The sequence below is a fragment of the Epibacterium sp. ABV4_022 genome (genome assembly GCF_056159345.1).
In genome coordinates this window covers 2,477,042-2,500,048 of the sequence record NZ_JBSWVA010000001.1, presented here as the reverse complement: position 1 = coordinate 2,500,048, position 23,007 = coordinate 2,477,042, and the positions used below count along the sequence as shown (strand labels likewise).

The window sequence follows — 23,007 nt, the reverse complement described above, 5'->3', positions numbered from 1 at the left end:
GGTCTTGGTAACCAGCACTGGGCTAGAACCAGTGCCATAAGGGTGCGGAAGGCTCAGGTTCATTTTATGACTGACAAGGATCAAACGGAGGATGGCAAGCGCGCGGTCGGGGGACTGGCGCGCAAACTTGCTGCCTCGAAGGAAGGCACGGCGGGGACAGGAGGGTCCTTGACGCTGAAGGCGCTGCGCCGTTCGGTGGCCCGTGCGGCAGAAGACCTGTGCGAATTGCCGATGGCGGTGATTGCGGCGCGTCAGACCAACCGGACGCCGGATGACCTTGGCGGGCTGCTGTCGGACAGCCATCTGCTGATCGTGCTGGATTGCCCGCAGGGGCGCATTGGGGCCGCGACGCTGGATGCGGCGGCGGTGACCGCCCTCATTCAACAACAGACCATGGGCACCGTCATGGGCATGTCCGGGACGGAGCGGCACTATACCCCCACCGACGCGGCGATGGTGGCGGAGTTTCTGGAAAAGCTGTTCGCCAAGGTCTCCTCGCTGCTGCACGATCAGACCGATCTGCGGATCTTCGAAGGCTATCGGTTCGGCGCCCAGGTCGAGGACGTGCGGACCTTGGTGCTGGGCATGGAGGCCGAGGATTATCGCGTCATCAACATGAACGTCGATCTCGCCACCGGCAAGATGCAGGGCGAAATCTGTCTGGTGCTGCCGGAACCCTCGGTGGAGCAGCTCGATGAGACGGATTCGGTGCGCGGACCGCGGCTTGGCTCCAGCGTTGGCTCGATGCGGGCGGAGCTGACGGCGGTGCTGTGCAAGATGCGGGTACCGCTGCGCCAGTTTGCAGCCCTGAAAAAAGGCGAGCTGTTGCCGCTGGATCAGGCTTATCTCTACGAGACCGACCTGCAGGCGATCAACGGCCAGCCCATCGCCAAGGGGCGTCTTGGGCAGATGAACGGATCGCGTGCAGTACGGTTGACGGAACAGCGCACCCGGCTGGTCTCCGGAGGCGAGGGCAGTTTCTCTGATGGCATTGCGCAGGGCGGCAACATGCAGGCGCTGGAGGACAACACGCTGGATCTGTCCATTGCGGCTCAGGGCTTGCAGGAACCCGGCGACAGCCTCGGAAGCGGGCTTGATGCAGGATTCGGCGGTGATCCCGCGGCCGACCTGGGGGCGCCAATGGGCGGCGACCTCGGTGCGGATCTCGGCGGCGGTCTGGGATCGGATATGGCCGGGGATCTGGGCGGCGGCCTGGAGGGCGGCGATCTTCCCATGGGTGATTTTGCCGGGATGGGAGAATTGCCTGATCTGCCGATGAATGATCTTGGCGATTTCAACGCCGATGACGCCGCGGCAGAAATCTCGGAACTGGCCGGATTGGGAGAAGACCTCCCGGAAACCGGGACCTAGGAGCGGGCACAGGTCCTCTCGACCTTAGCGGCGGTCCATCCGTGATAGGGCTGGCGGGGCAGCGGTGCGGGGCGGTGTTCACCGACCGCCCCTTGCCGCAAAATCCGAAACCCACAGTGTGACGGGGGCGGCACCCGGCACAGAGGGCACCGCTCAGTGCGGATGCGCGATCTGATCGCGGCACGGTTGGAGCCATTCACATAAGGGCGAAACGGGACGACGCGCCTAGACTTTGTTCTGCGCCAGCGCATCGAGCGTCGGGCGTAGCCCGGACAGGTCGTAGCCGGCTTCCTGGGTCACATGCATGATGGTATCGACACCAAGATCGCCAGCCTGACCCAGAGACCAGACCACCGAACACCGCGTGCCGGAGGCGCAATAGGCCAGCACCGGTCCTGTCGCATTCTCATAGAGTTCGCGCTGGCGGGCGACATTCTCGGCAGTCATGGTCTGATGTGTCAGCGGCAGTTCATGGAATGTGAGCCCAGCCGCCTCGACCGCTGCGCGCAGGGCCGCAGCCTGATGGCTGGGCGGCACTTCCGCGTCAGGGCGGTTGCAGATCACGGTGGTGAAACCGGCGGCTGCGATGGCGGGAACATCCTCCACGGAGATCTGCGGAGAAACCGAATAGCGGGGTGTAAGCGTGCGTGCGTCCATGCCACTCCTTTAAGCCTTTGCTCCGCTGCGGTCCAGAACCAAGCACTGCCTTGGCGCCATAAGCCTAAGCCGGGGCATCGCGGCGCGAAAACGTGATGGCAGCCGCCGCAGCCTCGTACGGCGATGGCGGGGGGGAGCTCTGATCTGTTGGTGTCCAGCCGATTTCGGACCAGGATGGGGTGGCTATCAATGCGCGTTCCGAGGCTGACCAAAGGCCCGGCCATAATGTCATCGGTGGTTATGATTCGCCTCGTGCCGGACAAACTGACCGCCCCGCGCTCCGTGGCTCGACACGCCACAGGGGCGCTTGATCGTCGGTGTGTCATTCCAAATGTGGAATGTAAGCGTCATCTGGGGTGTCAATCGATGCGCCGCTAAACAACCAAAGGTAGAGTTAACGTTATCAGTTCCGGGTTTTGTGCTGCGCGCGCATTCTGCCCCCTCAAGACGTGCTGTGTTGCAGCATGCCTTTTTTTGAGGCGTATGAGTGGAGAATGCGTCAATTTGCGGTCTTGCGACATGCAGGCGTTGATGCAACCTGAGACTGTTGTAGACTAACCCAATGTAGCGGGGGCTCAAAGATGACCTCGCTGCTGTGTAGGGGAGGAGAGTAACGAATGACCACGGAACAGTTGATCGAAAGGGCTTGCCTGCTGGAACAGAAGATCCGCGCCACACCGGAGCTCGGCCGGCTGGATCTGCAGCCCGAATTTGCCCGCGTGATGAACCGGATCAAGGCGACTGGCGTGCCGGTTCCTGCCCATCTGAAACGCACCGAGCAGGTGCTGAACGATGAAATGATCGAAAGTCAGTTCGACAATATGCCGGTGTAGAAAACCGTCGATCCAGCAGAGCACGAGGAGCGCTGGCACCGATAGCTTTGGTGGTGGGGAGGGCGTGGCGTGCGCACCGGTGGTGGCATGGTCGCATGTTGCCCCCGGTACCGCGTCGGCGCAGCCTCTGCACGGTGCGTGCGCCTGCTTAAGACTCAGCTCAGGAACAGCCCGACCATCACCAGCATCAGACCAAGAACCGACAGCAGCAATGCGCCGAGATTTTTGGGCAGGACGGATTGCAACACGGCGCGCAGCTCCTCATCGCTCAGCCCCTTGCGCTTGGCGCGCATGACGCTGACCACGCACCAGACCAGCCCGATCATACCGAGGATCGAGAGCGTGCCACCCGCCCAAACCAAATATTCCATCTGCCTGCTTTCCCTCTGTCAGGTCTCATGCCCGACACCGCCCACGGCGCGTGTCACGCGGATGGCTAAGCGCCTACAAGAGTGATCCCGCCACTGCAAGCATGACCGTGGAACTCCAGCCTTGCGAGGCGCGTGACAGCGCTGTATCCCTCTGCCTCAACCGGTGCCAAACCGGAGCAGTTGAGGCAATTTGCACGAGGGCCATCCCATGGACATGACCGAAGACGAAAAGAGCGAAAACTACCGCGTCACCGCAGGCGAGCTGCGCCAGTTTGTGGAGCGGTTCGAGCGTCTGGACGAAGAGAAGAAGGCAATTGCCGAGCAGCAGAAAGAGGTCATGGCCGAAGCCAAAGGGCGCGGTTACGACGTCAAGGTTCTGCGCAAGATTATCGCTCTGCGCAAGCGCGATGAAAACGACATCGCCGAAGAGGAGGCCGTGTTGGAAATGTACAAAGAAGCGCTTGGAATGTCCTGAACCGGACCCATGCGCCAACCTGTTTGAACGGGGATCTGAGGGGACTCAGGTCCCCGTTTTGCATTGAAAATGCGCTGTTCAGCTGTGTCTTTGTGCCTGCCAGAGATGTGCATCAGAATTAATCACGCATCATTTTTTCATTTAAATCATGTGATTGCGAGGCGTTGTTGCGGCGTCAGGCAGTGAGAAAACGTATTCTCTAAATTTTACCAGTTGATAAAAAATCCGCCTGTGGCACTCTGGTTTCAACAAGAAGACATCATTGACTGTCCAGTATCAGCAAGGAGACACCCAATGGCAGCAGGCCACCAGGTATCCGGAGTGCGATCAGAGCGGCTCAGCGCTCAGGAAATCGCCGAAAACTTCGCGGATCTTCACGCGCCCTTTGATGCGCATGAAGCCGCGGTTGCGGCGGATCGCTGTTATTTCTGTTTTGATGCGCCCTGTATGACGGCGTGTCCCACCAGCATCGACATTCCGCAATTCATTCGCGAGATCCAGGGCGGACATGCGGAAAGTGCTGCCAAGACCATTCTGGAGCAGAACATCCTCGGCGGCATGTGCGCCCGGGTTTGTCCGACAGAGACGCTCTGCGAAGAGGTCTGCGTGCGGGAGGTGGCCGAGGGCAAGCCAGTCGAAATCGGCCGCTTGCAACGCTACGCCACCGATATGCTGATGGAACGGGACGTGCACCCCTTCACCCGCGCAGCGGCCACGGGCAAGCGGGTTGCGGTTGTCGGGGCAGGGCCTGCGGGTCTTGCGGCGGCGCACCGTCTGGCGATGCACGGTCACGAGGTCACGGTCTATGAGGCCAAGGCCAAGGCGGGCGGCCTCAATGAATTCGGGATCGCGGCCTATAAATCCACCAATGACTTTGCCGCGCGCGAGGTGGAGTGGTTGCTGCAAATCGGCGGCATCACCATCGAGTACGGGCGTGGGCTTGGCATGGGGCTGACGCTTGAGGGGCTTCAGTCTGACTTTGATGCGGTGTTCCTGTCCGTCGGGCTACAGGGCGTCAATGCGCTGCGTGCGGACGGCGAAGACAAGGACGGCGTGAGCGATGCGGTGGATTTCATCGCGGAGCTGCGTCAGGCCGAGGATCTGACCGCGCTGCCCGTGGGGCGCAATGTGGTGGTCATCGGCGGTGGTATGACCGCCGTGGATGCCGCCGTGCAGTCCAAACTTCTGGGCGCTGAAAACGTCACCATCGCCTATCGCCGGGGGCGTGACGCCATGGGCGCAAGCCGGTTTGAACAGGATCTTGCGGCCTCCAAGGGCGTGAAGCTGATGTTCAACGTGATGCCAAAGGCGATCCACGGCAACGGGTCTGCGGTCGAGATCGAACTGGAATACACCGATGTTGTGGACGGGCGCGTCACCGGCACCGGAGAGACGGTGCGTTTGGCCGCCGATCAGGTGATGAAGGCCATCGGTCAGACGCTTGAAGGCCAGCCGGAGGTGCTGGCGCTGGAGGGGCGTAAGATCAAGGTCTCTGAAACCGGGCGCACCTCGGTGTCCGGGGTCTGGGCCGGGGGCGATTGTGCATCCGGCGGCGATGACCTCACCGTGACCGCCGTCGCCGAGGGCCGCGATGCGGCCGAAGATATCCACGCGAGCCTGATGGGCTGAAGCCGCTATGCGCCGCCTTGCAGGGCAGGCCGCATAGTTAGCAAACAGGGAGAGATCAAATGGCTGATCTTACAACAGAATTCCTCGGTATCAAATCACCGAACCCGTTTTGGCTGGCCTCTGCGCCGCCCACCGACAAGGAATACAACGTCCGCCGCGCCTTTGAGGCCGGATGGGGCGGCGTGGTCTGGAAGACGCTGGGCGCCGAAGGTCCGCCGGTGGTGAATGTGAACGGGCCGCGCTATGGCGCGATCTGGGGCGCGGACCGGCGGCTCTTGGGGCTCAACAACATCGAGCTGATCACCGACCGTCCGCTGGATGTGAACCTTGAGGAAATGACCCGCGTGAAGAAGGATTATCCGGACCGCGCGCTCATTGCCTCGATCATGGTGCCCTGTGAAGAAGCCGCTTGGAAAGCGATCCTGCCGCGTGTGGCGGAGACCGGCTGTGACGGGATCGAGCTGAATTTTGGCTGTCCGCATGGCATGGCCGAGCGCGGCATGGGCTCTGCGGTGGGGCAGGTGCCGGAATACATCCAGATGGTCACGGAGTGGTGCAAGCAATATTACGACAAGCCGGTGATCGTGAAGCTGACGCCCAATATCACCGATATCCGCCACCCGGCGCGCGCAGCCAAAGCCGGCAATGCGGATGCGGTGTCGCTGATCAATACGATCAATTCGATCACCTCGGTGAACCTTGATGCGATGTCGCCTGAGCCGATGATTGGCGGCAAGGGCACCCATGGCGGCTATTGCGGCCCGGCGGTGAAGCCGATCGCGATGAATATGGTCGCCGAGATCGCCCGTGATCCGCAGACCGCTGGCCTGCCGATTTCCGCCATCGGCGGCGTCACCACCTGGCGCGATGCGGCAGAGTTCATTGCGCTGGGGGCGGGCAACGTGCAGGTCTGCACGGCGGCAATGACCTATGGGTTCAAGGTTGTCGAGGAGATGATCTCGGGTCTGTCGGACTGGATGGATCAGAAGGGATATTCCTCCATTGAGGACTTCCGCGGCATGGCGGTTCCCAATGTCACCGACTGGCAGTATCTGGATCTGAACTATGTGACCAAGGCGAAGATCTCTCAGGATGATTGCATCAAATGCGGGCGTTGTTTCGCGGCCTGCGAGGATACCTCGCATCAGGCGATCGCGATGTCGGCGGATCGGACCTTTACCGTGAAGGACGATGAATGCGTGGCCTGCAACCTGTGCGTCAACGTCTGCCCGGTCGAGGGCTGCATCACCATGGAAGAGGTTGCCGTCGGCGCTGTTGATGAGCGCACCGGCAAGGTGGTGAGCGGCGAATATGGCAATTGGACACAGCATCCGAACAATCCGGCTGCGACAGCGGCGGAATAAGCCACGGCGGGGAGGCTCCCGCCCGTCGAGGATGCAGGTAACCTGCATCCTCTCCCGTTGGGCCCGGCGCCGCGCTTCGCGCGGCGCATTCGTTTTGCGCGGTGCTTTCGCGTAGCACCGAGACCGGATCGCTATTTGGGAGAGATCGGAATTTTGCTGGGGAGGTCCATCAGGGGCACATGTGTCCTGATGGACCAGATCAAGTTTGAGGCGGGCGCTGGCGCCTCAAGGGTAAACGTCGCTTGCGCGCCGCCGCTTTGCGGCCCTTGACCCGCCATCCCCCTCTTGGCCACCCAAAATTGGGCGTTGGGTCCTGAGTGTCAGGTCGTGGGCGTGAGCATGCGGCGGTAGAGCGTGTCGAGAAATTCCGGCGCGGCAGCAAAGGGGTCCTCGGGGGTCATCAGGGTCTGCACCTGAACCTCGAAATCTGCGTAATGCTGAGTGAGGGACCAGATTGAAAACAACAGATGCCTGGGATGAACGCTGGCGATCTTGCCTGCCGCCATCCAGTCCTGAAAGATGACTTCTGTCGCATCCACCAATTCCCGCAGTTCCGTCGAGAGCGTGTCGATCATGCGCGGCGCACCTTGCACGATTTCATTGGCGAAGAGCCGGCTTTCGCGCGGCATGTCCTGACTCATCTGCAATTTGCGCTGTACGTAGGTGAGGATCTCCTCCATCGGGTCTCCGTCCGGGTCGATATCGCGCAGCGGGGCCAGCCAGGTTGCGAGAAGTTTCGACAGAAGCTCGGTAAAGATCGCTTCCTTGGACGGATAATAATAGAGCAGATTGGGCTTTGACAGCCCGGCCGCGCTGGCGATCTGATCAACCGTCGATCCGCGAAAACCGTTTTGGGAAAACACATCCAGAGCGGCCTCCAGGATATTGGCACGATTGCGTTTTTGGATCCTCGTCGGGCTGCGGTCTTTGGGCATGTCGTGCCGGTGCTTTCTGTTGGTGTCGGGTCCTGGCAGGGTCGCATGATTTTTGCACAGATGCCCGGCAGCTGAAATCAATTCCGAACGGACAGGCGCGCAAATTCTTGACTGAGTCTCATCTGGTGATAGCGTGAGTTTGACCAGTTGGTCAAATGTCCGGCCTTGCCCGTCTTGGCGACCCGGCCAGAACCAACGGCACAGTGAGAGCCACTGACCCGGGCTGGACAAGCCACGCATGACCCCGTCCCGATGCATGAGGGCGAGGCAGACCACAGGGAAGGAAGCAAACAGAGATGACCGCGCTTGGACAAAATCTGAAAATCAACGGCGATCGGCTGTGGGACAGTCTGATGGAGATGGCCAAGATCGGCCCCGGCGTCGCGGGGGGCAACAACCGCCAGACGCTCACCGATGCGGATGCCGAAGGGCGGGCGCTGTTTCAGTCCTGGTGCGAGGCGGCAGGCATGACCATGGGCTGTGATACCATGGGCAATATGTTCGCAACCCGCCCGGGCGAAGATCCCGACGCGCTGCCGGTCTACATGGGCTCGCATCTGGACACCCAGCCGACGGGCGGCAAATACGATGGAGTTCTGGGCGTCCTTGGCGGCTTGGAAGCCGTGCGCACGATGAACGACCTTGGGATAAAGACCAAACACCCGATCGTGGTCACGAACTGGACCAACGAGGAAGGCACGCGGTTTGCGCCCGCGATGCTGGCCTCAGGCGTGTTTGCGGGCAAGCACACGCAGGACTGGGCCTATGGGCGCGAGGATGCCGAGGGCAAGACGTTCGGCGACGAGTTGAAGCGGATCGGCTGGGTCGGCGATGAGACCGTCGGCGCGCGCAAGATGCATGCGATGTTCGAACTGCACATCGAACAGGGCCCCATCCTTGAGGCCGAAGGCAAGGATATCGGCGTTGTGACCCATGGGCAGGGGCTGTGGTGGTTGCAATGCACGGTGAGTGGCAAGGACGCGCATACCGGCTCCACGCCGATGAATATGCGGGTGAATGCCGGGCTTGGCATGGCGCGGATGACAGAAGCGGCACATCAGATCGCCATGGCGCATCAGCCGCATGCGGTTGGCGCGGTGGGGCATTGTGATGTTTTCCCGAACTCGCGCAATGTGATCCCCGGCAAGGTGGTGTTCACCGTGGATTTCCGCACGCCGGATCTGGAGAAACTCACGTCGATGCGGGCGCAGTTCGAGGCCAAGGCGAAGGAGATCGCCGAGGAGCTGGGGCTCGGGCTGGAGATCGAACCCGTCGGGCATTTTGACCCCGTGACCTTTGACGAGACCTGCGTCAGCGCGGTGCGCAATGCGGCGGAGCGTCTGGGCTACAGCCATCTCGATATCGTGTCCGGCGCGGGGCATGACGCCTGCTGGATCAACGATGTGGCCCCGACCGCGATGATCATGTGCCCCTGCGTTGATGGGCTGAGCCACAATGAAGCGGAAGAGATTTCCAAGGACTGGGCCGCAGCGGGCACCGATGTGATGCTGCATGCGGTGCTGGAGACGGCAGAGATCGTCGCCTGACATCACACAACCAAGGGGGCGCTGCCCCCGTCGCGCCTGCGCGACACCCGGGATATTCAGGGTCACAAGAAACTCACCCGGGATTTGAAGACAACGGCGCGCAAGGCGTCGGACCACAGGGAGTTTGATATGACCAAAGTCATCAAGAACGGCACCATCGTGACCGCGGATCTGACCTATCAGGCGGATGTGCTGGTGGAAAACGGCGTCATCACCGAAATTGGCCCGGATCTGAAAGGCGATGAGGTGCTGGACGCCACCGGCTGCTACGTGATGCCGGGCGGGATCGACCCGCATACCCATCTGGAGATGCCCTTCATGGGCACCTATTCCACCGATGATTTTGAAAGCGGCACCCGCGCGGGACTAGCGGGCGGCACCACCATGGTGGTGGATTTTGCGCTGCCGCAGCCGGGCGAGAGCCTGCTCGATGCGCTGAAGCGCTGGGACAACAAATCTACCCGGGCGAACTGCGACTATTCTTTCCATATGGCGGTGACATGGTGGGGGGAGCAGGTCTTTGACGAGATGAAGACCGTGATCGAGACCCGCGGCATCAACACGTTCAAGCACTTCATGGCCTACAAGGGCGCCTTGATGGTGAACGACGATGAACTCTATGCGTCCTTCCAGCGCCTGTCGGAGCTGGGCGGCATTGCCATGGTGCACGCCGAAAACGGCGATGTGGTCGCCGAACTCAGCGCCAAGCTGCTCGCGCAGGGCAATACCGGCCCCGAGGCGCATGCCTATTCCCGCCCGCCGCAGGTCGAAGGCGAGGCCACCAACCGTGCCATCATGATCGCCGATATGGCGGGCGTGCCGCTCTATGTGGTGCACACCTCCTGCGAGGACAGCCACGAGGCCATCCGCCGCGCGCGCATGCAGGGCAAGCGGGTCTGGGGCGAGCCGCTGATCCAGCATCTGACGCTGGATGAAAGCGAGTATTTCAACGCCGATTGGGACCATGCCGCACGCCGGGTGATGTCGCCGCCGTTCCGCAACAAGCAGCATCAGGACAGCCTCTGGGCGGGGCTTCAGTCTGGCTCCCTGTCGGTGGTGGCAACCGATCATTGCGCCTTCTCGACCGAGCAGAAACGCTATGGCGTGGGGGATTTCACCAAGATCCCGAATGGCACCGGCGGGCTTGAGGATCGGATGCCGATGCTCTGGACCCATGGGGTTGAGACCGGCCGTCTGACGCCCAATGAATTTGTCGCCGTGACATCGACCAACATCGCCAAGATCCTGAACTGCTACCCCAAAAAGGGCGCGGTGCTGGTCGGCGCGGATGCGGATCTGGTGGTCTGGGACCCTGCGAAGACCAAAACGATCTCGGCTACCTCGCAGCAATCTGCCATTGATTACAACGTTTTCGAGGGCAAAGAGGTCAAGGGCCTGCCGCGTTACACGCTGACCCGCGGTCAGGTGGCGGTGATGGACGGCGAGATCAAGACGCAGGAAGGTCACGGTAAGTTTGTGGAGCGCGCGCCCAACACCGTGGTCAACACGGCGCTCAGCACCTGGAAGGATCTGACCGCGCCGCGCCCGGTGGAGCGCAGCGGCATTCCCGCCACCGGCGTCTAACTGCATCAGGAACGGGGGCCGCGTGCCCCCGTTTGTTTGACCAAGGCTATGAAATGAATATGCAAATGACCTCACGGGTGGACAGCGCCATGGACCGAGCCCCGGATGCCGCAGTGATCGAAGCCCGGGACCTGAACCTTGTGTTTGGGACGGGCGAGACATCCGTTCACGCGCTCAAGGACATCAACCTGACAATCAACAAGGGAGATTTTGTCTCCTTCATTGGCCCTTCGGGCTGTGGCAAGACGACATTCCTGCGATGTGTCGCGTCGCTGGAAACGCCGACGGGCGGCAGCTTGACCGTGAACGGGATGACACCCGAAGACGCCCGCAAGCAGCGTGCCTATGGCTATGTGTTTCAGGCGGCGGGATTGTACCCGTGGCGCACCATCGCCAAGAACATCAAGCTTCCGCTTGAAATCATGGGATATTCCAAGACCGAGCAGGACAAACGCGTGGCCGAGGTGCTGGAACTGGTGGAGCTTTCTGGCTTTGGCGGCAAGTTCCCGTGGCAGCTCTCTGGTGGCATGCAGCAGCGGGCCAGCATTGCCCGCGCGCTGGCCTTTGATGCGGATCTGCTGTTGATGGACGAACCCTTTGGGGCGCTTGATGAAATCGTGCGCGATCACCTTAATGAGCAGCTGCTGAAACTCTGGGCGCGGACGGATAAAACCATCGGCTTTGTCACCCACTCGATCCCCGAGGCGGTGTATCTGTCGACCAAGATCGTGGTGATGTCCCCCCGCCCGGGCCGCATCCACGAGGTGATCGACAGCACGCTGCCCAAAGAACGCCCCCTCGATATTCGCGACTCGCCAGAGTTCATCGAGATCGCCCATCGCGTCCGCGAGGGGCTGCGCGCGGGGCATGCGCATGACTGAGGGTAGGAATTCGGAGGGGCGCGCATGAAGACGCTTTTGGCTGTCCTCACCGTTGTCGCGACGCTGATCGGGATCTGGTATCTTGCCTGCGTGCCGATGAACATCAAGGGCGTCTTGGATACGGCTGAACGGGCAGGGGAGCAGGTGACGCCTGCAACTGCCAGGGAGCGGCGCGATGCTTCGGCGCTTGGTCTCGTGGCGCAGAACAGCTTTGCCATTCCGCGCGCGTGGTCGGTGGAGCGCCCACGTCTGCCCGCCCCCCATCAGGTCGTCGCGGAACTGTGGGACACGACGGTGATGAAAAAGATCACCTCCAAGCGCAGCCTTATCTACCATGCACAGGTGACGCTTTCGGCGACGCTTATGGGATTTGCCATCGGCACCGGGCTTGGCATCCTGCTTGCCGTGGGGATTGTGCACTCGCGGGTGATGGATATGTCGGTGATGCCCTGGGCCATCGTCAGCCAGACCATCCCCATCATCGCGCTGGCGCCGATGATTATCGTGGTGCTCTATTCCATTGGCGTACAAGGGCTTTTGCCCAAGGCGATCATTGCCGCCTATCTCAGTTTCTTCCCTGTGGTCGTGGGCATGGTGAAGGGGCTGCGCAGTCCTGATCATATGCAGCTTGACCTGATGAAGACGTATTTTGCGTCTCAGGGGCAGGTGTTCTGGAAGCTGCGGTTGCCATCCTCGATGCCCTATCTCTTTGCCTCGCTGAAGATCGGGATTGCGGCCTCATTGGTCGGTGCCATCGTGGGCGAGCTGCCCACCGGCGCGGTTGCCGGACTTGGTGCGCGGCTTCTGGCGGGCAGCTACTACGGACAAACGGTGCAGATCTGGTCGGCGCTCTTTGCGGCGGCAATCCTGGCGGCGGCTCTGGTTGCGTTGCTGGGGCTGCTGGAGCGGGTGCTGCTGGGGCGCATGGGGGTGAAACCATGAGCGATATGCTGACATCGAACGCCCGATGCAGCCAGACCACTGAGGAGGTGCGCTGATGGCCTTGGTTTTTCTTGCACTGCTCGTGTGGATCGCGGGCTGGTGGATCAACGCGCGGCTGGCCAATGGACCAAAGGCCAATACCCGTGCGGTGGGGCTCTTGGTGCCTGCGATCTTTGGCGTGACGATCCTCATCGTCTGGGAACTGTTGGTGCGTGGCCTTGAGGTGCCTCTGGTGATCCTGCCCGCGCCCTCTCTGATCGCGGAGCGGTTTGCCTCCAGCCTGCCGATCCTTTGGGCGGACTTCAGCCAGACCATCCTGAAGGGCGCGCTTGGCGGCTATGTCATCGGCTGCGGTGCGGCGTTCCTGACCGCCATCCTTGTGGATCGCAGCGATTTCCTGCGGCGGGGGCTGTTGCCGGTTGGGAATTTTGTCGCCGCACTGCCCATCGTTGGCACCGCGCCGATCCTCGTGATGTGGTTCGGTTTTGATTGGCAATCCAAGGCTGCGGTGGTCGTGGTGATGGTGTTCTTTCCAATGTTGGTGAACACGGTGGCGGGTTTGCGTGAAACCGATCAGATGCAGCGCGACCTGATGCGCACCTATGCGGCCTCCTATTGGCAAAGCCTGTTCAAGCTGCGTCTGCCAGCCGCGCTGCCTTTCGTGTTCAACGGGCTCAAGATCTCCACCACGCTTGCGCTGATTGGCGCGATTGTGGCCGAGTTCTTTGGCTCTCCGACCGTCGGGATGGGATTTCGCATCTCCACCTCGGTGGGTCAGCTGGCCCTCGATATGGTCTGGGCCGAAATCGTGGTCGCAGCACTTGCCGGATCGCTCTTTTACGGATCGATGGCGCTTTTGGAGAAAACGCTGACCTTCTGGCACCCGTCTCAACGGGGCTGAAACTACCGGCGCCTCCGCATTTTGCGGGTGCGCTTCATCCTTTGGGTGCAACGCCTTGAACAGAGGGATAAATCCCCGCCTTGGCCAGTGCTCAATATATGCGCGAGGACACCGTTTCGACCGTCAATAAGAAGCAAAACTTTTGCGTGTCGAGATGAGCTTGCGCATGATTTCATCATAATCAACAGGGAGTTCGAACTGATGAAAAACGTGCTGACAGCCGCCGCCATGGCACTGATGGCAACCTCCGCCGCACAGGCTGCGGATGAGGTCAAACTGCAATTGAAATGGGTCACGCAGGCGCAGTTTGCCGGCTATTACGTGGCACTAGACAAAGGGTTTTATGAGGAAGAAGATCTCGATGTGACCATCCTGCCCGGTGGCCCCGACATTGCGCCGACACAGGTGATTGCGGGCGGCGGCGCGGATGTCACCGTGGAGTGGATGCCCGCGGCCCTTGCGGCGCGCGAAAAGGGTCTGCCCCTGGTCAATATCGCGCAACCGTTCAAATCCTCGGGCATGATGCTGACCTGCTGGAAAGACACCGGAATTTCCGAGCCTGCGGATCTGGCAGATCGCACGCTGGGGGTTTGGTTCTTCGGCAATGAGTTCCCCTTCATGAGCTGGATGGGCAAGCTTGGGATTTCCACCGAAGGCAAAGGCCCCGAGGGGGTCGAGGTGCTGAAACAGGGGTTCAACGTCGATCCGCTGTTGCAGCGGCAGGCCGATTGCATTTCCACCATGACCTACAATGAATATTGGCAGGTGATTGATGCGGGCGTGTCGGCTGATGAGCTGGTGACCTTCAAATACGAGGATCAGGGCGTTGCGACGCTTGAGGACGGGCTCTACGTGCTCGAAGAGAACCTGTCTGACGAGGCCTTTGTCGACAAGATGGAGCGTTTTGTGCGCGCTTCGATGAAGGGCTGGAAATACGCTGAAGCCAACCCGGATGAGGCCGCGGAAATCGTGCTCGACAATGATGCCTCTGGTGCGCAGACCGAAACCCACCAGAAACGCATGATGGGCGAAATCGCCAAACTCACGGCGGGCAGCAATGGTGCGCTGGATGAAGCGGATTATCAACGCACGGTTGAGACCTTGCTGTCGGGGGGATCCGATCCGGTCATCACCAAACAGCCGGAGGGCGCCTGGACCCATGCCATCACCGATGCGGCGCTGAAGTAATCGGGTCTTGCCTCCGCTTTCAGGCGTGGGGCAGTAAATCTAGCAATAAGCCCATCCGCGACGCGGGTGGGCTTCGTCAATTTTAAGAAAAAGTAACCGACTGTTAAGGATGTAGGCGCTTTCGTTGATGTGTTCGGGGGATCTGCTACCCCGGTGAACTGGGGGAATAGAATGTCCCATTTAACGAGTTGCCTGTGTTATTGTGGAGCGGCTGACCCCGATGCGGGCCGCCGCTCCGCGCCTTTGGAACGAGCCTGTCTGGAGGCGCGATTGCGCCAGCAAATGGGGGACGGTCCCCAGGCGCTGGTGTTGTATTTCAACCTGCCGATGTCGGAACAGCCGCCATTGTACCGACGGGGCCGGTATACGGTCAGCCATCTGTCGACCTGCAACCGGTGTTGCCTGAACACCGAAGACCTGCTTGGGATGCTGGCGCATGGGTTTCAGCGCGTGTTTGTCGAGCTGTCGCCCGACATCCGCGTGATCCATCACCAGATCCGCCTGGTGGAGGAGGTCGCGGCGTGTCCGGGGCTCAATGGCTCCGTGGTGCTGTTCCATTCGGACAGCGCGCTGCGGGCGCTGCTGGAGGAGGGCGACGCAAGGCCCTCGGAGCTTGGTGGCGGGGCGCTGCTGCAGCTGGGGCAGGCGTCACGGCGAGCCTTGGGGGCGGCGCAGGGCTGCGTGACCATTTCGGACGGGTGCACGCTCTGCGGTCAATGCGCATGGGCCTGTCCAACCGGCGCCATCCATCTGGGCAGTGATGGGGTGTCGCTGGAAATTCGCGATTCACAATGTTCGGGATGCGGTCTGTGCGCCTCTGCATGCCCGGAGCAGGTGCTGGCAATTCAGCCGCTGGCCCCGGTGCGGCGACGGGCCTGACCAACGCCAAGGAAAGCCAGGGGCGGGGCACCACCGTGTGGCAGCGGGTCCTCTGTCGTGGCGGTGGGGTCGGCTAGCGCGAGAACCGGCCGTATTGCCCCTGATGGAAGACCAGACCGGCACCGAGGTCGCCTCGCTGCGTGACGCGCAGGACCTCGCCGACCAAAATCGTGTGATCGCCGCCGGGATGCGCTGCATGGTGGCCGCAATCCAGCCGGACCAGAGCCTGTTCCAATGCGGGCGTGCCCTCGGCATTGGCGGACCAGGCATGGGTGTCAAACACCTCGCCATTGCGGGCAAAATGCAGCGCGGTTTCCATATCCTGTTCGGCCATGACGTGGATCGAGAAATGGGATGCCCCGACAAAGGGATCGTGCCGCTTGGACTGCACCGCGGGGCACCACAGCACCAGCGGCGGCTCCAGCGACACCGAGGTGAAGCTGTTTGCCGTAATGGCAAGCGGACCGCGCGGGCTTTGGGTTGTGACCACGACGACGCCGGTGGCGAAACAGCCCAATGCGGCGCGCATCTCGGCTTGGGTTTCAGGGCCGGGAACAAAGCTCGTCTGGGTCATGCGTGGTGAAATCCGTCTGTGGTGGTTGAGGCCCTGCGGCCCCGACGTCGGCCACGCCCTTATTTCAACGACTGGCACAAGATGCAAAAGAAATCAAAACAGCCCCCGGCGCACCAGGGGCTGTTTTAGCGCATAGCCTGTGTCGGGATCAGTTGATCACCGATTGCACCACTTTGGACATATCGCTGGCGACCTGTTCGATGGCCGCCATGGCATCCACCGAGGTCAGAACCCCGGCATCGGCGTAATAGGCGATCAGCGGCGCGGTTTGCGCGTGATAGGCCTCCAGCCGGCTGGCGACGGTTTCGGCACGATCATCGGCGCGGCGGGTCAATTCGGTCCCGCCGCATTTGGCGCAGCTGCCATCGGCCAGCGGTGGCTTGAACGTGTCGTGATAGCCTTCGCCGCAGTTCGCACAGGTGGAGCGACCGGAAATCCGCTCGACCATGGCGCCGTCATCGACCTTCAGGCTGATCGCAGCGTTGATGCGCTGGCCGGTGGAGGCGAGCAGATCGTCAAGCGCCTTGGCCTGCACCGTGGTGCGCGGAAACCCGTCGAGGATCACGCCGTTCTGGCAATCTTCCTCTGCGAGACGGTCATTCAGGATCGCGATCACGATGTCGTCCGACACCAGGCCGCCTGCGTCCATCACCGCCTTGGCCTGTTTTCCGGCCGGGGTTCCCGCCGCAACCGCAGCGCGCAGCAGATCTCCGGTGGAGAGCTGCACAAGGCCGAACTTGTCCTGCAGCATCCGCGCCTGGGTGCCCTTGCCAGCGCCGGGCGGCCCCAGCAGGATCAATACGGCCGGGCGTGTCATCACATCTACACTCATGCTGGTCATCCCTTGCTGGCGCGGTTGGCGATCAGGTCATCGACCACGGAGGGATCGGCGAGCGTCGAGGTGTCGCCTAGGCTGCCGAAGTCGTTCTCGGCGATCTTGCGCAGAATGCGGCGCATGATCTTGCCCGAGCGGGTCTTGGGCAGGCCGGGCGCCCACTGGATGACATCCGGGCTGGCGATGGGGCCGATCTCGGTGCGCACCCACTGGCGCAACTCCTTGACCAGCTCGTCCGAGGGGGTGCGGTCATTCATCAGGGTCACATAGCAATAGATGCCCTGGCCCTTGATCTCATGCGGGTAGCCGACCACCGCGGCCTCCGCCACGGCCGCATGGGCCACAAGCGCGCTTTCGACCTCGGCGGTGCCCATCCGGTGACCGGAGACATTGATGACATCGTCGACGCGACCGGTGATCCAGTAGTCGCCATCGGCATCACGGCGGCAGCCATCGCCGGTGAAGTAATAGCCCTTGTAGTCGGAGAAATAGGTTTTCTCGAACCGCTCGTGATCGCCCCAGACCGTGCGCATCTGACCGGGCCAGCTGTCCTTGATGCACAGCACGCCCTCGACATCGTTGCCTTCGATCTCGGCGCCGGACTGCGGATCCAGAACCACCGGCTCGATGCCGAAGAAAGGCTTCATCGCCGCGCCGGGCTTGGTCGCATGGGCACCGGGGAGGGGCGTCATCAGGTGGCCGCCGGTTTCAGTCTGCCACCAGGTGTCGACGATCGGACATTTGCCCTTGCCGACCACGTCATTGTACCAGTTCCAGGCTTCGGGGTTGATCGGTTCGCCCACAGTGCCCAGCACCTTGAGATCCGAAAGGTCATATTTTTCAACAAACTCCGGCCCTTGCCCCATCAGGGCGCGAATGGCGGTGGGCGCGGTGTAGAACTGGTTGACCTTGTGCTTTTCGCAGACGGCCCAGAACCGGCCAGCGTCGGGATAGGTCGGCACCCCTTCGAACATCAGCGTGGTCGCCCCATTGGCCAGCGGACCATAGACGATGTAGCTGTGGCCGGTGACCCAGCCCACATCGGCGGTGCACCAGTAGACGTCGCCGTCGTGATAGTCGAACGTCACCTCATGGGTCAGCGCCGCATAGGTCAGATAGCCGCCCGTGGTATGCACCACCCCCTTGGGCTGCCCGGTGGAGCCGGAGGTGTAGAGGATGAACAGCGGATCCTCAGCGTCCATCACGGCGGGCTTGCAGTAGTCGTTCGCCTCCAGCGCCATTTCATTGTAGTCGTGGTCACGGCCCTCGACCCAGGTGGTCTGGCCCCCGGTGCGCTTCACCACCAGGCATTTCACGCTGTCTTTGCAGTGCAGCAGCGCCGCATCGGCATTGGATTTCAGCGGTGTCTTGCGACCGCCGCGCGGGGCTTCATCGGCGGTGATGAGAACCTTGGCGTCGCAGCCGTTGACACGCGCAGCCAGGGCGTCGGGGGAAAAGCCTGCAAACACGATCGAGTGGATCGCGCCAATCCGGGCGCAGGCCAGCATCGCATAGGCGGCTTCCGGGATCATCGGCAGGTAGATCACCACCCGGTCGCCCTTTCTGACGCCCATGCTTTCCAGGATATTGGCCATGCGGCAGGTTTTCAGATGCAGCTCCTTGTAGGAGATATGCTTGGCATCCTCGGATGGATCATCCGGTTCCCAGATGATCGCGGTCTGCTCTCCGCGGGTTGCCAGATGACGGTCAATACAGTTGGCCGCCACATTCAACTGGCCGTCTTCGAACCAATTGATGTCAACATTGCCAAAGTCATACGAGACGTTCTTGACCTTGGTGAAAGGCTTGATCCAGGTGATGCGTTCGGCTTGCTCCGCCCAGAATTTCTCTGGGTTCTGAATGGACTGCGCATAGAGCGCGTCATATTTCGCCGCATTCACATGGGCGTTTTCTACAATGTCCTCAGACGGCGGGTACACCGCGCTCTCGGGCGTGGTCATGGACTGTCCTCCCTCCAATAATCTCTTGCGCGTGATCTCCACATGGAAGCGCGCGCAGAGTCAAACGTTCTCCAACCTCAGCGGTGATAATAAGCAAAGTTGAAAAGATGTGAATAAACATCGGGAAAAGAACGGCTTGCTTGTAAATCAATTTCCGACATGAAGCGCGGGATTGTAAATTTATGGGTGAAATTGACGAATTTTACGCAAGAAGACAGCGGTTTTACTGTCAATTTCACATGCCGAGTCTTCGGACGCGTTGTTGGCGGTCGGTGGCGCCCGTGTCCGCCTCAGTCGGGTGCGACGATTCCGCGCGCGGGGGTTACAGACCGTTTACGGGCACTTTCAGCATCGGACGTCCGTCCTCATCGGTGGGGACCTCGCCCGCGCGCATGTTGACCTGAAGCGAGGGGAGGATCAGTTTGGGCATCGCCAGCTGCGCGTCGCGCTCGGTGCGAAAGCGGATGAACTCGGCGCGGGTTTTGCCGCCGCCCACATGGATATTATGCGCCTTTTCCTCTCCGACGGTTGTTTCCCACCGGATGTCGCGGCCGTTGGGGCCGTAGTCGTGGCACATGAACAGCCGCATGTCGTCGGGCAGGCTGAGGACCTGTTGGATCGAATCATAGAGCTGCCCCGCATCGCCGCCCGGGAAATCCGCGCGCGCAGACCCGCCGTCGGGCATGAACAGCGTGTCCCCGACAAAGGCTGCGTTGCCGATGACATGCACCATGCAGGCGGGGGTGTGGCCCGGCGTGGAGAGGGTAAAACAGCGAATGTCGCCCAGCATATAGCTGTCGCCATCTTCAAACAGCCGGTCAAACTGACTGCCGTCGCGCTGGAACCGCGTCCCCTCGTTGAAGATCTTGCCAAAGGTTTCCTGCACTTCCATGATCCGGGCGCCAATCCCGATCTTGCCGCCCAGTTGTTCCTGGATATAGGGCGCGGCGCTCAGGTGATCGGCATGCACATGTGTCTCGATGATCCATTCAAGGCGCAGATTGCGGTCCTTGATACGGGCAATGATCTCATCCGCGTGACCGTGGGTGATCCGCCCGGCCGCATAATCGATGTCCATGACGCTGTCGATCACCGCCGCGATACCGGTGGCGGGATCACTGACAATGTAGCTGATGGTATGTGTGGCCGGATCGAAGAAGCCTTCGACGTCGGGGTGCGTGTCCAGCGCGACGGAGGGGGTGGTCATGCTCTCTCTCCTTGTTGCAGGCATGAGCGCAGTCTATCCCATGTTGCAGACCTTCGGGCAACGCCATGCGGCGTCGCAGGTCACGCTGTGCGCGGTCACGCGCATGCGCCGAGTTGCGAGCCGGACCGCAACAGCCGCCGCAGCTGTCCGGAGCGCAGTTCGGGGCGGGCGAGGGGGCCATAGAGTGCGCGGCTGGCCTGTCGGGCGATGTCCGGATGCACCTGTGCCAGCGCCTGCAATTGCGGCATGACCCGCAGCAGGTCCGATCTTGCCTGTGCGCACAGGCCCGGCAGCGACCAGGGGCCGGGATAAAAGCTCTCTGTCGCGATGCCGTTGGCAAAGATCACCTGATGGCGCGCCAGCAGAACGTGGACATAGGTGATGCCGCGGGGTGGGCAGTTGACGAATGCCTGTTCGGGCGCATGGCGCAGCAGTTGATTGGCGCGCAGGAAGCAGGCTTCCGGCCCGCCGCCGAGCGGGACGCGCCCCGGGCCAGTTGACAACAGCAGCCGGTGCTGGCGCGACACAGTGATCGGAGCCGGCAACCCGAGGACACCGCCCGCCCGGAGGGTCACCGGCCACAGGCGCGGATCGTCGCGAAGCCGGGCCGGGGAGAGGACGGTCTGCCCCACCCACAGCACCGGTTGCGGCCCCGCATCCGCGGTGGGCAGCATGTCGCCCGGTTTCAGCGCCTCGACAGGGCGTGACCCCAGCGTGGTGTCGATCAATGTGCCGGCAGTGAAACAGGGGATGCCAGCGGCATAGAGATTGGCGTGCCCGGTCATCATTGCCGGTGTGATGCCGCCGCCCAGCACCAGTTCCTCTCCCCCCGGGAAGGTCAGCAGCGCATTGCCCGCGCCATCGTCGCTGACCACCACATCACGGGTTGTCACCGCACCACCGGGACCGCTGCCGCCGGTCAGATCCGATACGTCGATCTGATCGTTGAAGACCCCGTCGACATCATCGTCACTGGTGTCAAAGTCGCTAATGGTGTCGCGCCCGCCGCTGGTTGTCAGGACAAACAGATCGTCGCCGTCGTTGCCGGTCAGGCTATCGTCGCCCAACCCGCCGATCAGTGTATCGTTGGTCGTGGAGCCCTGCAGGGTATCGTCGCCATCCCCTGCGGACAGGAGAACACTGCTGCCAGAGGCGCTTGCATCGACCGAGTCCGACTGGCTGGTCAGGGTCATCTCTTCGATGTTTTCAAAGGTCAGCGTGTCCTGCCCATCGCTCAGGCTGCCGGAGCCGCTGCCGCTGAACGTCGCGGTGATGCCGCTGGTCAGGCCTGATGCGTCGATCTGGTCGCCGCTGCCATCGCCACCATCGATACTGTCGCTGCCGAACTGATCCTCCAGCACAAAGGTGTCATCCCCGGCGCCGCCCAGGAGGGTGTCGTCGTCGCTCTGGGTGGTGACCGGCGCTTCGGTTGTGAAAATCGCACTGGCCGAGATCGGCGGACTCGAGTCATGGTATATGCCGAAATGTTGTTGGTTCCCATTGGCATAGGTGATGGTGATGCTGGCATAGCCGTTGGAATCGCTGATCGATATCCCGGCGTAGTCCTCCGGCAGAACGATCCTGTCGACGCCGACATCGAAGTCCCCGATCGTGAGCGTGCCGGTGTCATTGGTGGTCGCGACCACCACATAATCGGCCACGCCATCACCCGCGTCCGCAACCGAGGGCGTATAGTTCATGCGGATGGTGGCGCTGCTGCCCGGCGCCGCGGTCCAGCGATAGAAATCCTGCCCGGTGGTGCCGTGCAGATCATCGCCGTTGTCGACATCCGTATAGACAGGTGCGCCGGCATTCCCGTGCGAGCCGCTCAGGATGACATCGTCGCCCGCGCCGCCGGCGATGGTGTCGTCGCCGGTGTCGCCATCGATCGTGTCGTCTCCGTCACCGCCGTCGATGTAGTCGTCGGTCGTGGTGATCTCCTGGCCTTCGGCATCGGTATAGCCCAGAGCCATGCTGTCCGCACCGGCTGTCCCGTCGACGACGATCGCATCGGGCAGGCCGTTGACAACCGTCATCGAATAGGTGCCGTCGGGGTCGCCGCCATCGAAATCGTTGGTTTCGTAGGTGGTGAGCACGGCCCCGTCACCGGAGCCTTCCAGTTCGTAGACATGTCCATCCCCGTCGGTGACCCCGGTGGTGGCATCGCCGACGTAGCCATCGCTGAACTGGATGTCTTCGTAGATGAAGTCGATGTCGAAGTTGCCATCTCCGGTATCGGTCAACACCACCTGAAAGGAGTTGTTGCCGCTGCCGTTATAGGGCGCAACATCGAGCCAGGTCACGGTGAAGGTGCCGGCCGCAGGATCGAGGTCCCAGTAGATATCACCGCCGTTGCGGATATCGATGTCGGTCCAGAAGGGAACGATCGCCGGCGTGTCATATCCCGCCAACCCCTGGGGGTCATAGGCGATCTCTTCAGTTCCGAAGGTCAGCAGGCCGTTGCTGTTGACATAAAGCCCGGTGTAGTTGGTGCCGAAGAAGTTTATTCCACTGCCACCAAACACGGACGTCACGTCGACATAGACGCTGCCGTCATCGAGGTCCCCGATGTCCGGGCCCGTGGTCTTGAAGCTGTTCTCGCCATAGCCTGAGCCGCCGCCCAGGCCGGAGTTCATCGTCGCCATAATCACATACCCACCCTGCAGAGTGCAGGGGTCCAACTCATCAACACGCCAGCAAGGAGTTGCCGACGGCTCAAGTTTAACATCATGATATTAACGCAGGTTTGAGATCCCTTCGCGTGTTGGACACATTACCCGAGCCGTATCGCCCGGGAGGGGGGGGCGCGATTATGTGGCGGGCGGAGTGATCGGCTGTTTGTACGGCGACTGCGCCACCTGGGGCGAAGCCGT

The 23,007-nt window shown here is 61.7% G+C and carries 20 protein-coding genes; 12 read left to right on the top strand and 8 right to left on the bottom strand.

Annotated features, from left to right (window positions below; all coding sequences use genetic code 11):
• The first annotated feature begins 66 nt into the window (after positions 1–66).
• Positions 67–1,371 (top strand): FliM/FliN family flagellar motor switch protein, encoded by a 1,305-nt coding sequence (locus ACXAF5_RS11775; RefSeq protein WP_474946721.1) that lies wholly within the window; start codon positions 67–69, stop codon positions 1,369–1,371.
• Between the two features lie 225 nt (positions 1,372–1,596).
• Here ACXAF5_RS11775 and ACXAF5_RS11770 read toward each other — a convergent pair whose 3' ends face one another.
• Positions 1,597–2,028: a protein tyrosine phosphatase family protein gene (locus ACXAF5_RS11770; protein ID WP_474946720.1), complete on the bottom strand. Its 432-nt coding sequence runs from the start codon at positions 2,026–2,028 to the stop codon at positions 1,597–1,599.
• Positions 2,029–2,645: 617 nt separating this feature from the next.
• Here ACXAF5_RS11770 and ACXAF5_RS11765 point away from each other — a divergent pair.
• Positions 2,646–2,861: a hypothetical protein gene (locus tag ACXAF5_RS11765; protein ID WP_474946719.1), complete on the top strand. Its 216-nt coding sequence runs from the start codon at positions 2,646–2,648 to the stop codon at positions 2,859–2,861.
• Between the two features lie 155 nt (positions 2,862–3,016).
• Here the strand turns inward: ACXAF5_RS11765 and ACXAF5_RS11760 are convergent, their stop codons facing one another.
• A complete protein-coding gene (locus tag ACXAF5_RS11760) occupies positions 3,017–3,232 on the bottom strand; it encodes a hypothetical protein (RefSeq protein WP_239364953.1) in 216 nt (71 codons plus the stop codon).
• A gap of 208 nt (positions 3,233–3,440) precedes the next feature.
• On the opposite strand from ACXAF5_RS11760, the gene ACXAF5_RS11755 reads away from it, so the two are divergent.
• The 3 genes from ACXAF5_RS11755 (at position 3,441) to preA (ending at position 6,700) form a co-directional block, all read left to right on the top strand.
• Positions 3,441–3,707 carry a DUF2312 domain-containing protein gene (locus tag ACXAF5_RS11755; RefSeq protein ID WP_005609905.1) on the top strand — a complete coding sequence of 89 codons (267 nt, stop codon included), beginning with the start codon at positions 3,441–3,443 and terminating at the stop codon, positions 3,705–3,707.
• A 294-nt stretch (positions 3,708–4,001) separates the two neighbouring features.
• Complete coding sequence (locus tag ACXAF5_RS11750; protein ID WP_474946718.1) at positions 4,002–5,336, top strand: NAD(P)-dependent oxidoreductase; 1,335 nt, start codon at positions 4,002–4,004, stop codon at positions 5,334–5,336.
• A 59-nt stretch (positions 5,337–5,395) separates the two neighbouring features.
• Complete coding sequence (gene preA, locus ACXAF5_RS11745; RefSeq protein ID WP_219230913.1) at positions 5,396–6,700, top strand: NAD-dependent dihydropyrimidine dehydrogenase subunit PreA; 1,305 nt, start codon at positions 5,396–5,398, stop codon at positions 6,698–6,700.
• 320 nt (positions 6,701–7,020) lie between these two features.
• Here the strand turns inward: preA and ACXAF5_RS11740 are convergent, their stop codons facing one another.
• Positions 7,021–7,635 (bottom strand): TetR family transcriptional regulator C-terminal domain-containing protein, encoded by a 615-nt coding sequence (locus ACXAF5_RS11740; RefSeq protein ID WP_239319484.1) that lies wholly within the window; start codon positions 7,633–7,635, stop codon positions 7,021–7,023.
• 296 nt (positions 7,636–7,931) lie between these two features.
• Here ACXAF5_RS11740 and ACXAF5_RS11735 point away from each other — a divergent pair, with 296 nt between their 5' ends.
• From ACXAF5_RS11735 to ACXAF5_RS11705, 7 genes are all read left to right on the top strand, one after another.
• The gene (locus ACXAF5_RS11735) at positions 7,932–9,182 is read left to right on the top strand and encodes an allantoate amidohydrolase (protein ID WP_474946717.1); all 1,251 of its coding nucleotides are present in this window, start codon (positions 7,932–7,934) and stop codon (positions 9,180–9,182) included.
• A gap of 129 nt (positions 9,183–9,311) precedes the next feature.
• Positions 9,312–10,766: a dihydropyrimidinase gene (hydA, locus tag ACXAF5_RS11730; RefSeq protein ID WP_474946716.1), complete on the top strand. Its 1,455-nt coding sequence runs from the start codon at positions 9,312–9,314 to the stop codon at positions 10,764–10,766.
• Between the two features lie 53 nt (positions 10,767–10,819).
• Positions 10,820–11,647, top strand: coding sequence for an ABC transporter ATP-binding protein (locus ACXAF5_RS11725; RefSeq protein ID WP_474946715.1), 828 nt, complete (start codon positions 10,820–10,822; stop codon positions 11,645–11,647).
• A gap of 24 nt (positions 11,648–11,671) precedes the next feature.
• Entirely contained in the window at positions 11,672–12,589 is a 918-nt protein-coding gene (locus ACXAF5_RS11720; protein ID WP_239319487.1) for an ABC transporter permease, read from the top strand.
• 55 nt (positions 12,590–12,644) lie between these two features.
• Positions 12,645–13,490: an ABC transporter permease gene (locus tag ACXAF5_RS11715; RefSeq protein ID WP_474946714.1), complete on the top strand. Its 846-nt coding sequence runs from the start codon at positions 12,645–12,647 to the stop codon at positions 13,488–13,490.
• A 201-nt stretch (positions 13,491–13,691) separates the two neighbouring features.
• Positions 13,692–14,678, top strand: a complete 987-nt coding sequence (locus ACXAF5_RS11710; RefSeq protein WP_474946713.1) for an ABC transporter substrate-binding protein — start codon at positions 13,692–13,694, stop codon at positions 14,676–14,678.
• A gap of 282 nt (positions 14,679–14,960) precedes the next feature.
• Positions 14,961–15,557, top strand: coding sequence for a 4Fe-4S dicluster domain-containing protein (locus tag ACXAF5_RS11705; RefSeq protein WP_474946712.1), 597 nt, complete (start codon positions 14,961–14,963; stop codon positions 15,555–15,557).
• Between the two features lie 73 nt (positions 15,558–15,630).
• Here ACXAF5_RS11705 and ACXAF5_RS11700 read toward each other — a convergent pair whose 3' ends face one another.
• The 5 genes from ACXAF5_RS11700 to ACXAF5_RS11680 all read right to left on the bottom strand — a co-directional run bounded on the left by ACXAF5_RS11700 (position 15,631) and on the right by ACXAF5_RS11680 (position 22,779).
• Positions 15,631–16,131 carry a flavin reductase family protein gene (locus ACXAF5_RS11700; protein WP_239319499.1) on the bottom strand — a complete coding sequence of 167 codons (501 nt, stop codon included), beginning with the start codon at positions 16,129–16,131 and terminating at the stop codon, positions 15,631–15,633.
• Between the two features lie 148 nt (positions 16,132–16,279).
• Positions 16,280–16,963 (bottom strand): adenylate kinase, encoded by a 684-nt coding sequence (locus ACXAF5_RS11695; RefSeq protein ID WP_474946711.1) that lies wholly within the window; start codon positions 16,961–16,963, stop codon positions 16,280–16,282.
• Between the two features lie 5 nt (positions 16,964–16,968).
• Positions 16,969–18,927 (bottom strand): acetate--CoA ligase, encoded by a 1,959-nt coding sequence (acs, locus tag ACXAF5_RS11690; RefSeq protein ID WP_474946710.1) that lies wholly within the window; start codon positions 18,925–18,927, stop codon positions 16,969–16,971.
• Between the two features lie 322 nt (positions 18,928–19,249).
• Positions 19,250–20,134, bottom strand: coding sequence for an MBL fold metallo-hydrolase (locus ACXAF5_RS11685; RefSeq protein ID WP_474946709.1), 885 nt, complete (start codon positions 20,132–20,134; stop codon positions 19,250–19,252).
• A 95-nt stretch (positions 20,135–20,229) separates the two neighbouring features.
• On the bottom strand, positions 20,230–22,779 hold the full coding sequence (locus tag ACXAF5_RS11680) for a Hint domain-containing protein (protein ID WP_474946708.1): 2,550 nt from the start codon (positions 22,777–22,779) through the stop codon (positions 20,230–20,232).
• Positions 22,780–23,007 lie beyond the last annotated feature (228 nt).

What these genes read in the sequence shown, in the direction of transcription:
- ACXAF5_RS11775 (WP_474946721.1), top strand. Translation starts at nt 67, where the DNA reads ATGACTGACAAGGATCAAACGGAGGATGGCAAGCGCGCGGTCGGGGGA.
- ACXAF5_RS11770 (WP_474946720.1), bottom strand. Translation starts at nt 2,028, where the DNA reads ATGGACGCACGCACGCTTACACCCCGCTATTCGGTTTCTCCGCAGATC.
- ACXAF5_RS11765 (WP_474946719.1), top strand. Translation starts at nt 2,646, where the DNA reads ATGACCACGGAACAGTTGATCGAAAGGGCTTGCCTGCTGGAACAGAAG.
- ACXAF5_RS11760 (WP_239364953.1), bottom strand. Translation starts at nt 3,232, where the DNA reads ATGGAATATTTGGTTTGGGCGGGTGGCACGCTCTCGATCCTCGGTATG.
- ACXAF5_RS11755 (WP_005609905.1), top strand. Translation starts at nt 3,441, where the DNA reads ATGGACATGACCGAAGACGAAAAGAGCGAAAACTACCGCGTCACCGCA.
- ACXAF5_RS11750 (WP_474946718.1), top strand. Translation starts at nt 4,002, where the DNA reads ATGGCAGCAGGCCACCAGGTATCCGGAGTGCGATCAGAGCGGCTCAGC.
- preA (WP_219230913.1), top strand. Translation starts at nt 5,396, where the DNA reads ATGGCTGATCTTACAACAGAATTCCTCGGTATCAAATCACCGAACCCG.
- ACXAF5_RS11740 (WP_239319484.1), bottom strand. Translation starts at nt 7,635, where the DNA reads ATGCCCAAAGACCGCAGCCCGACGAGGATCCAAAAACGCAATCGTGCC.
- ACXAF5_RS11735 (WP_474946717.1), top strand. Translation starts at nt 7,932, where the DNA reads ATGACCGCGCTTGGACAAAATCTGAAAATCAACGGCGATCGGCTGTGG.
- hydA (WP_474946716.1), top strand. Translation starts at nt 9,312, where the DNA reads ATGACCAAAGTCATCAAGAACGGCACCATCGTGACCGCGGATCTGACC.
- ACXAF5_RS11725 (WP_474946715.1), top strand. Translation starts at nt 10,820, where the DNA reads ATGAATATGCAAATGACCTCACGGGTGGACAGCGCCATGGACCGAGCC.
- ACXAF5_RS11720 (WP_239319487.1), top strand. Translation starts at nt 11,672, where the DNA reads ATGAAGACGCTTTTGGCTGTCCTCACCGTTGTCGCGACGCTGATCGGG.
- ACXAF5_RS11715 (WP_474946714.1), top strand. Translation starts at nt 12,645, where the DNA reads ATGGCCTTGGTTTTTCTTGCACTGCTCGTGTGGATCGCGGGCTGGTGG.
- ACXAF5_RS11710 (WP_474946713.1), top strand. Translation starts at nt 13,692, where the DNA reads ATGAAAAACGTGCTGACAGCCGCCGCCATGGCACTGATGGCAACCTCC.
- ACXAF5_RS11705 (WP_474946712.1), top strand. Translation starts at nt 14,961, where the DNA reads ATGGGGGACGGTCCCCAGGCGCTGGTGTTGTATTTCAACCTGCCGATG.
- ACXAF5_RS11700 (WP_239319499.1), bottom strand. Translation starts at nt 16,131, where the DNA reads ATGACCCAGACGAGCTTTGTTCCCGGCCCTGAAACCCAAGCCGAGATG.
- ACXAF5_RS11695 (WP_474946711.1), bottom strand. Translation starts at nt 16,963, where the DNA reads ATGAGTGTAGATGTGATGACACGCCCGGCCGTATTGATCCTGCTGGGG.
- acs (WP_474946710.1), bottom strand. Translation starts at nt 18,927, where the DNA reads ATGACCACGCCCGAGAGCGCGGTGTACCCGCCGTCTGAGGACATTGTA.
- ACXAF5_RS11685 (WP_474946709.1), bottom strand. Translation starts at nt 20,134, where the DNA reads ATGACCACCCCCTCCGTCGCGCTGGACACGCACCCCGACGTCGAAGGC.
- ACXAF5_RS11680 (WP_474946708.1), bottom strand. Translation starts at nt 22,779, where the DNA reads ATGGCGACGATGAACTCCGGCCTGGGCGGCGGCTCAGGCTATGGCGAG.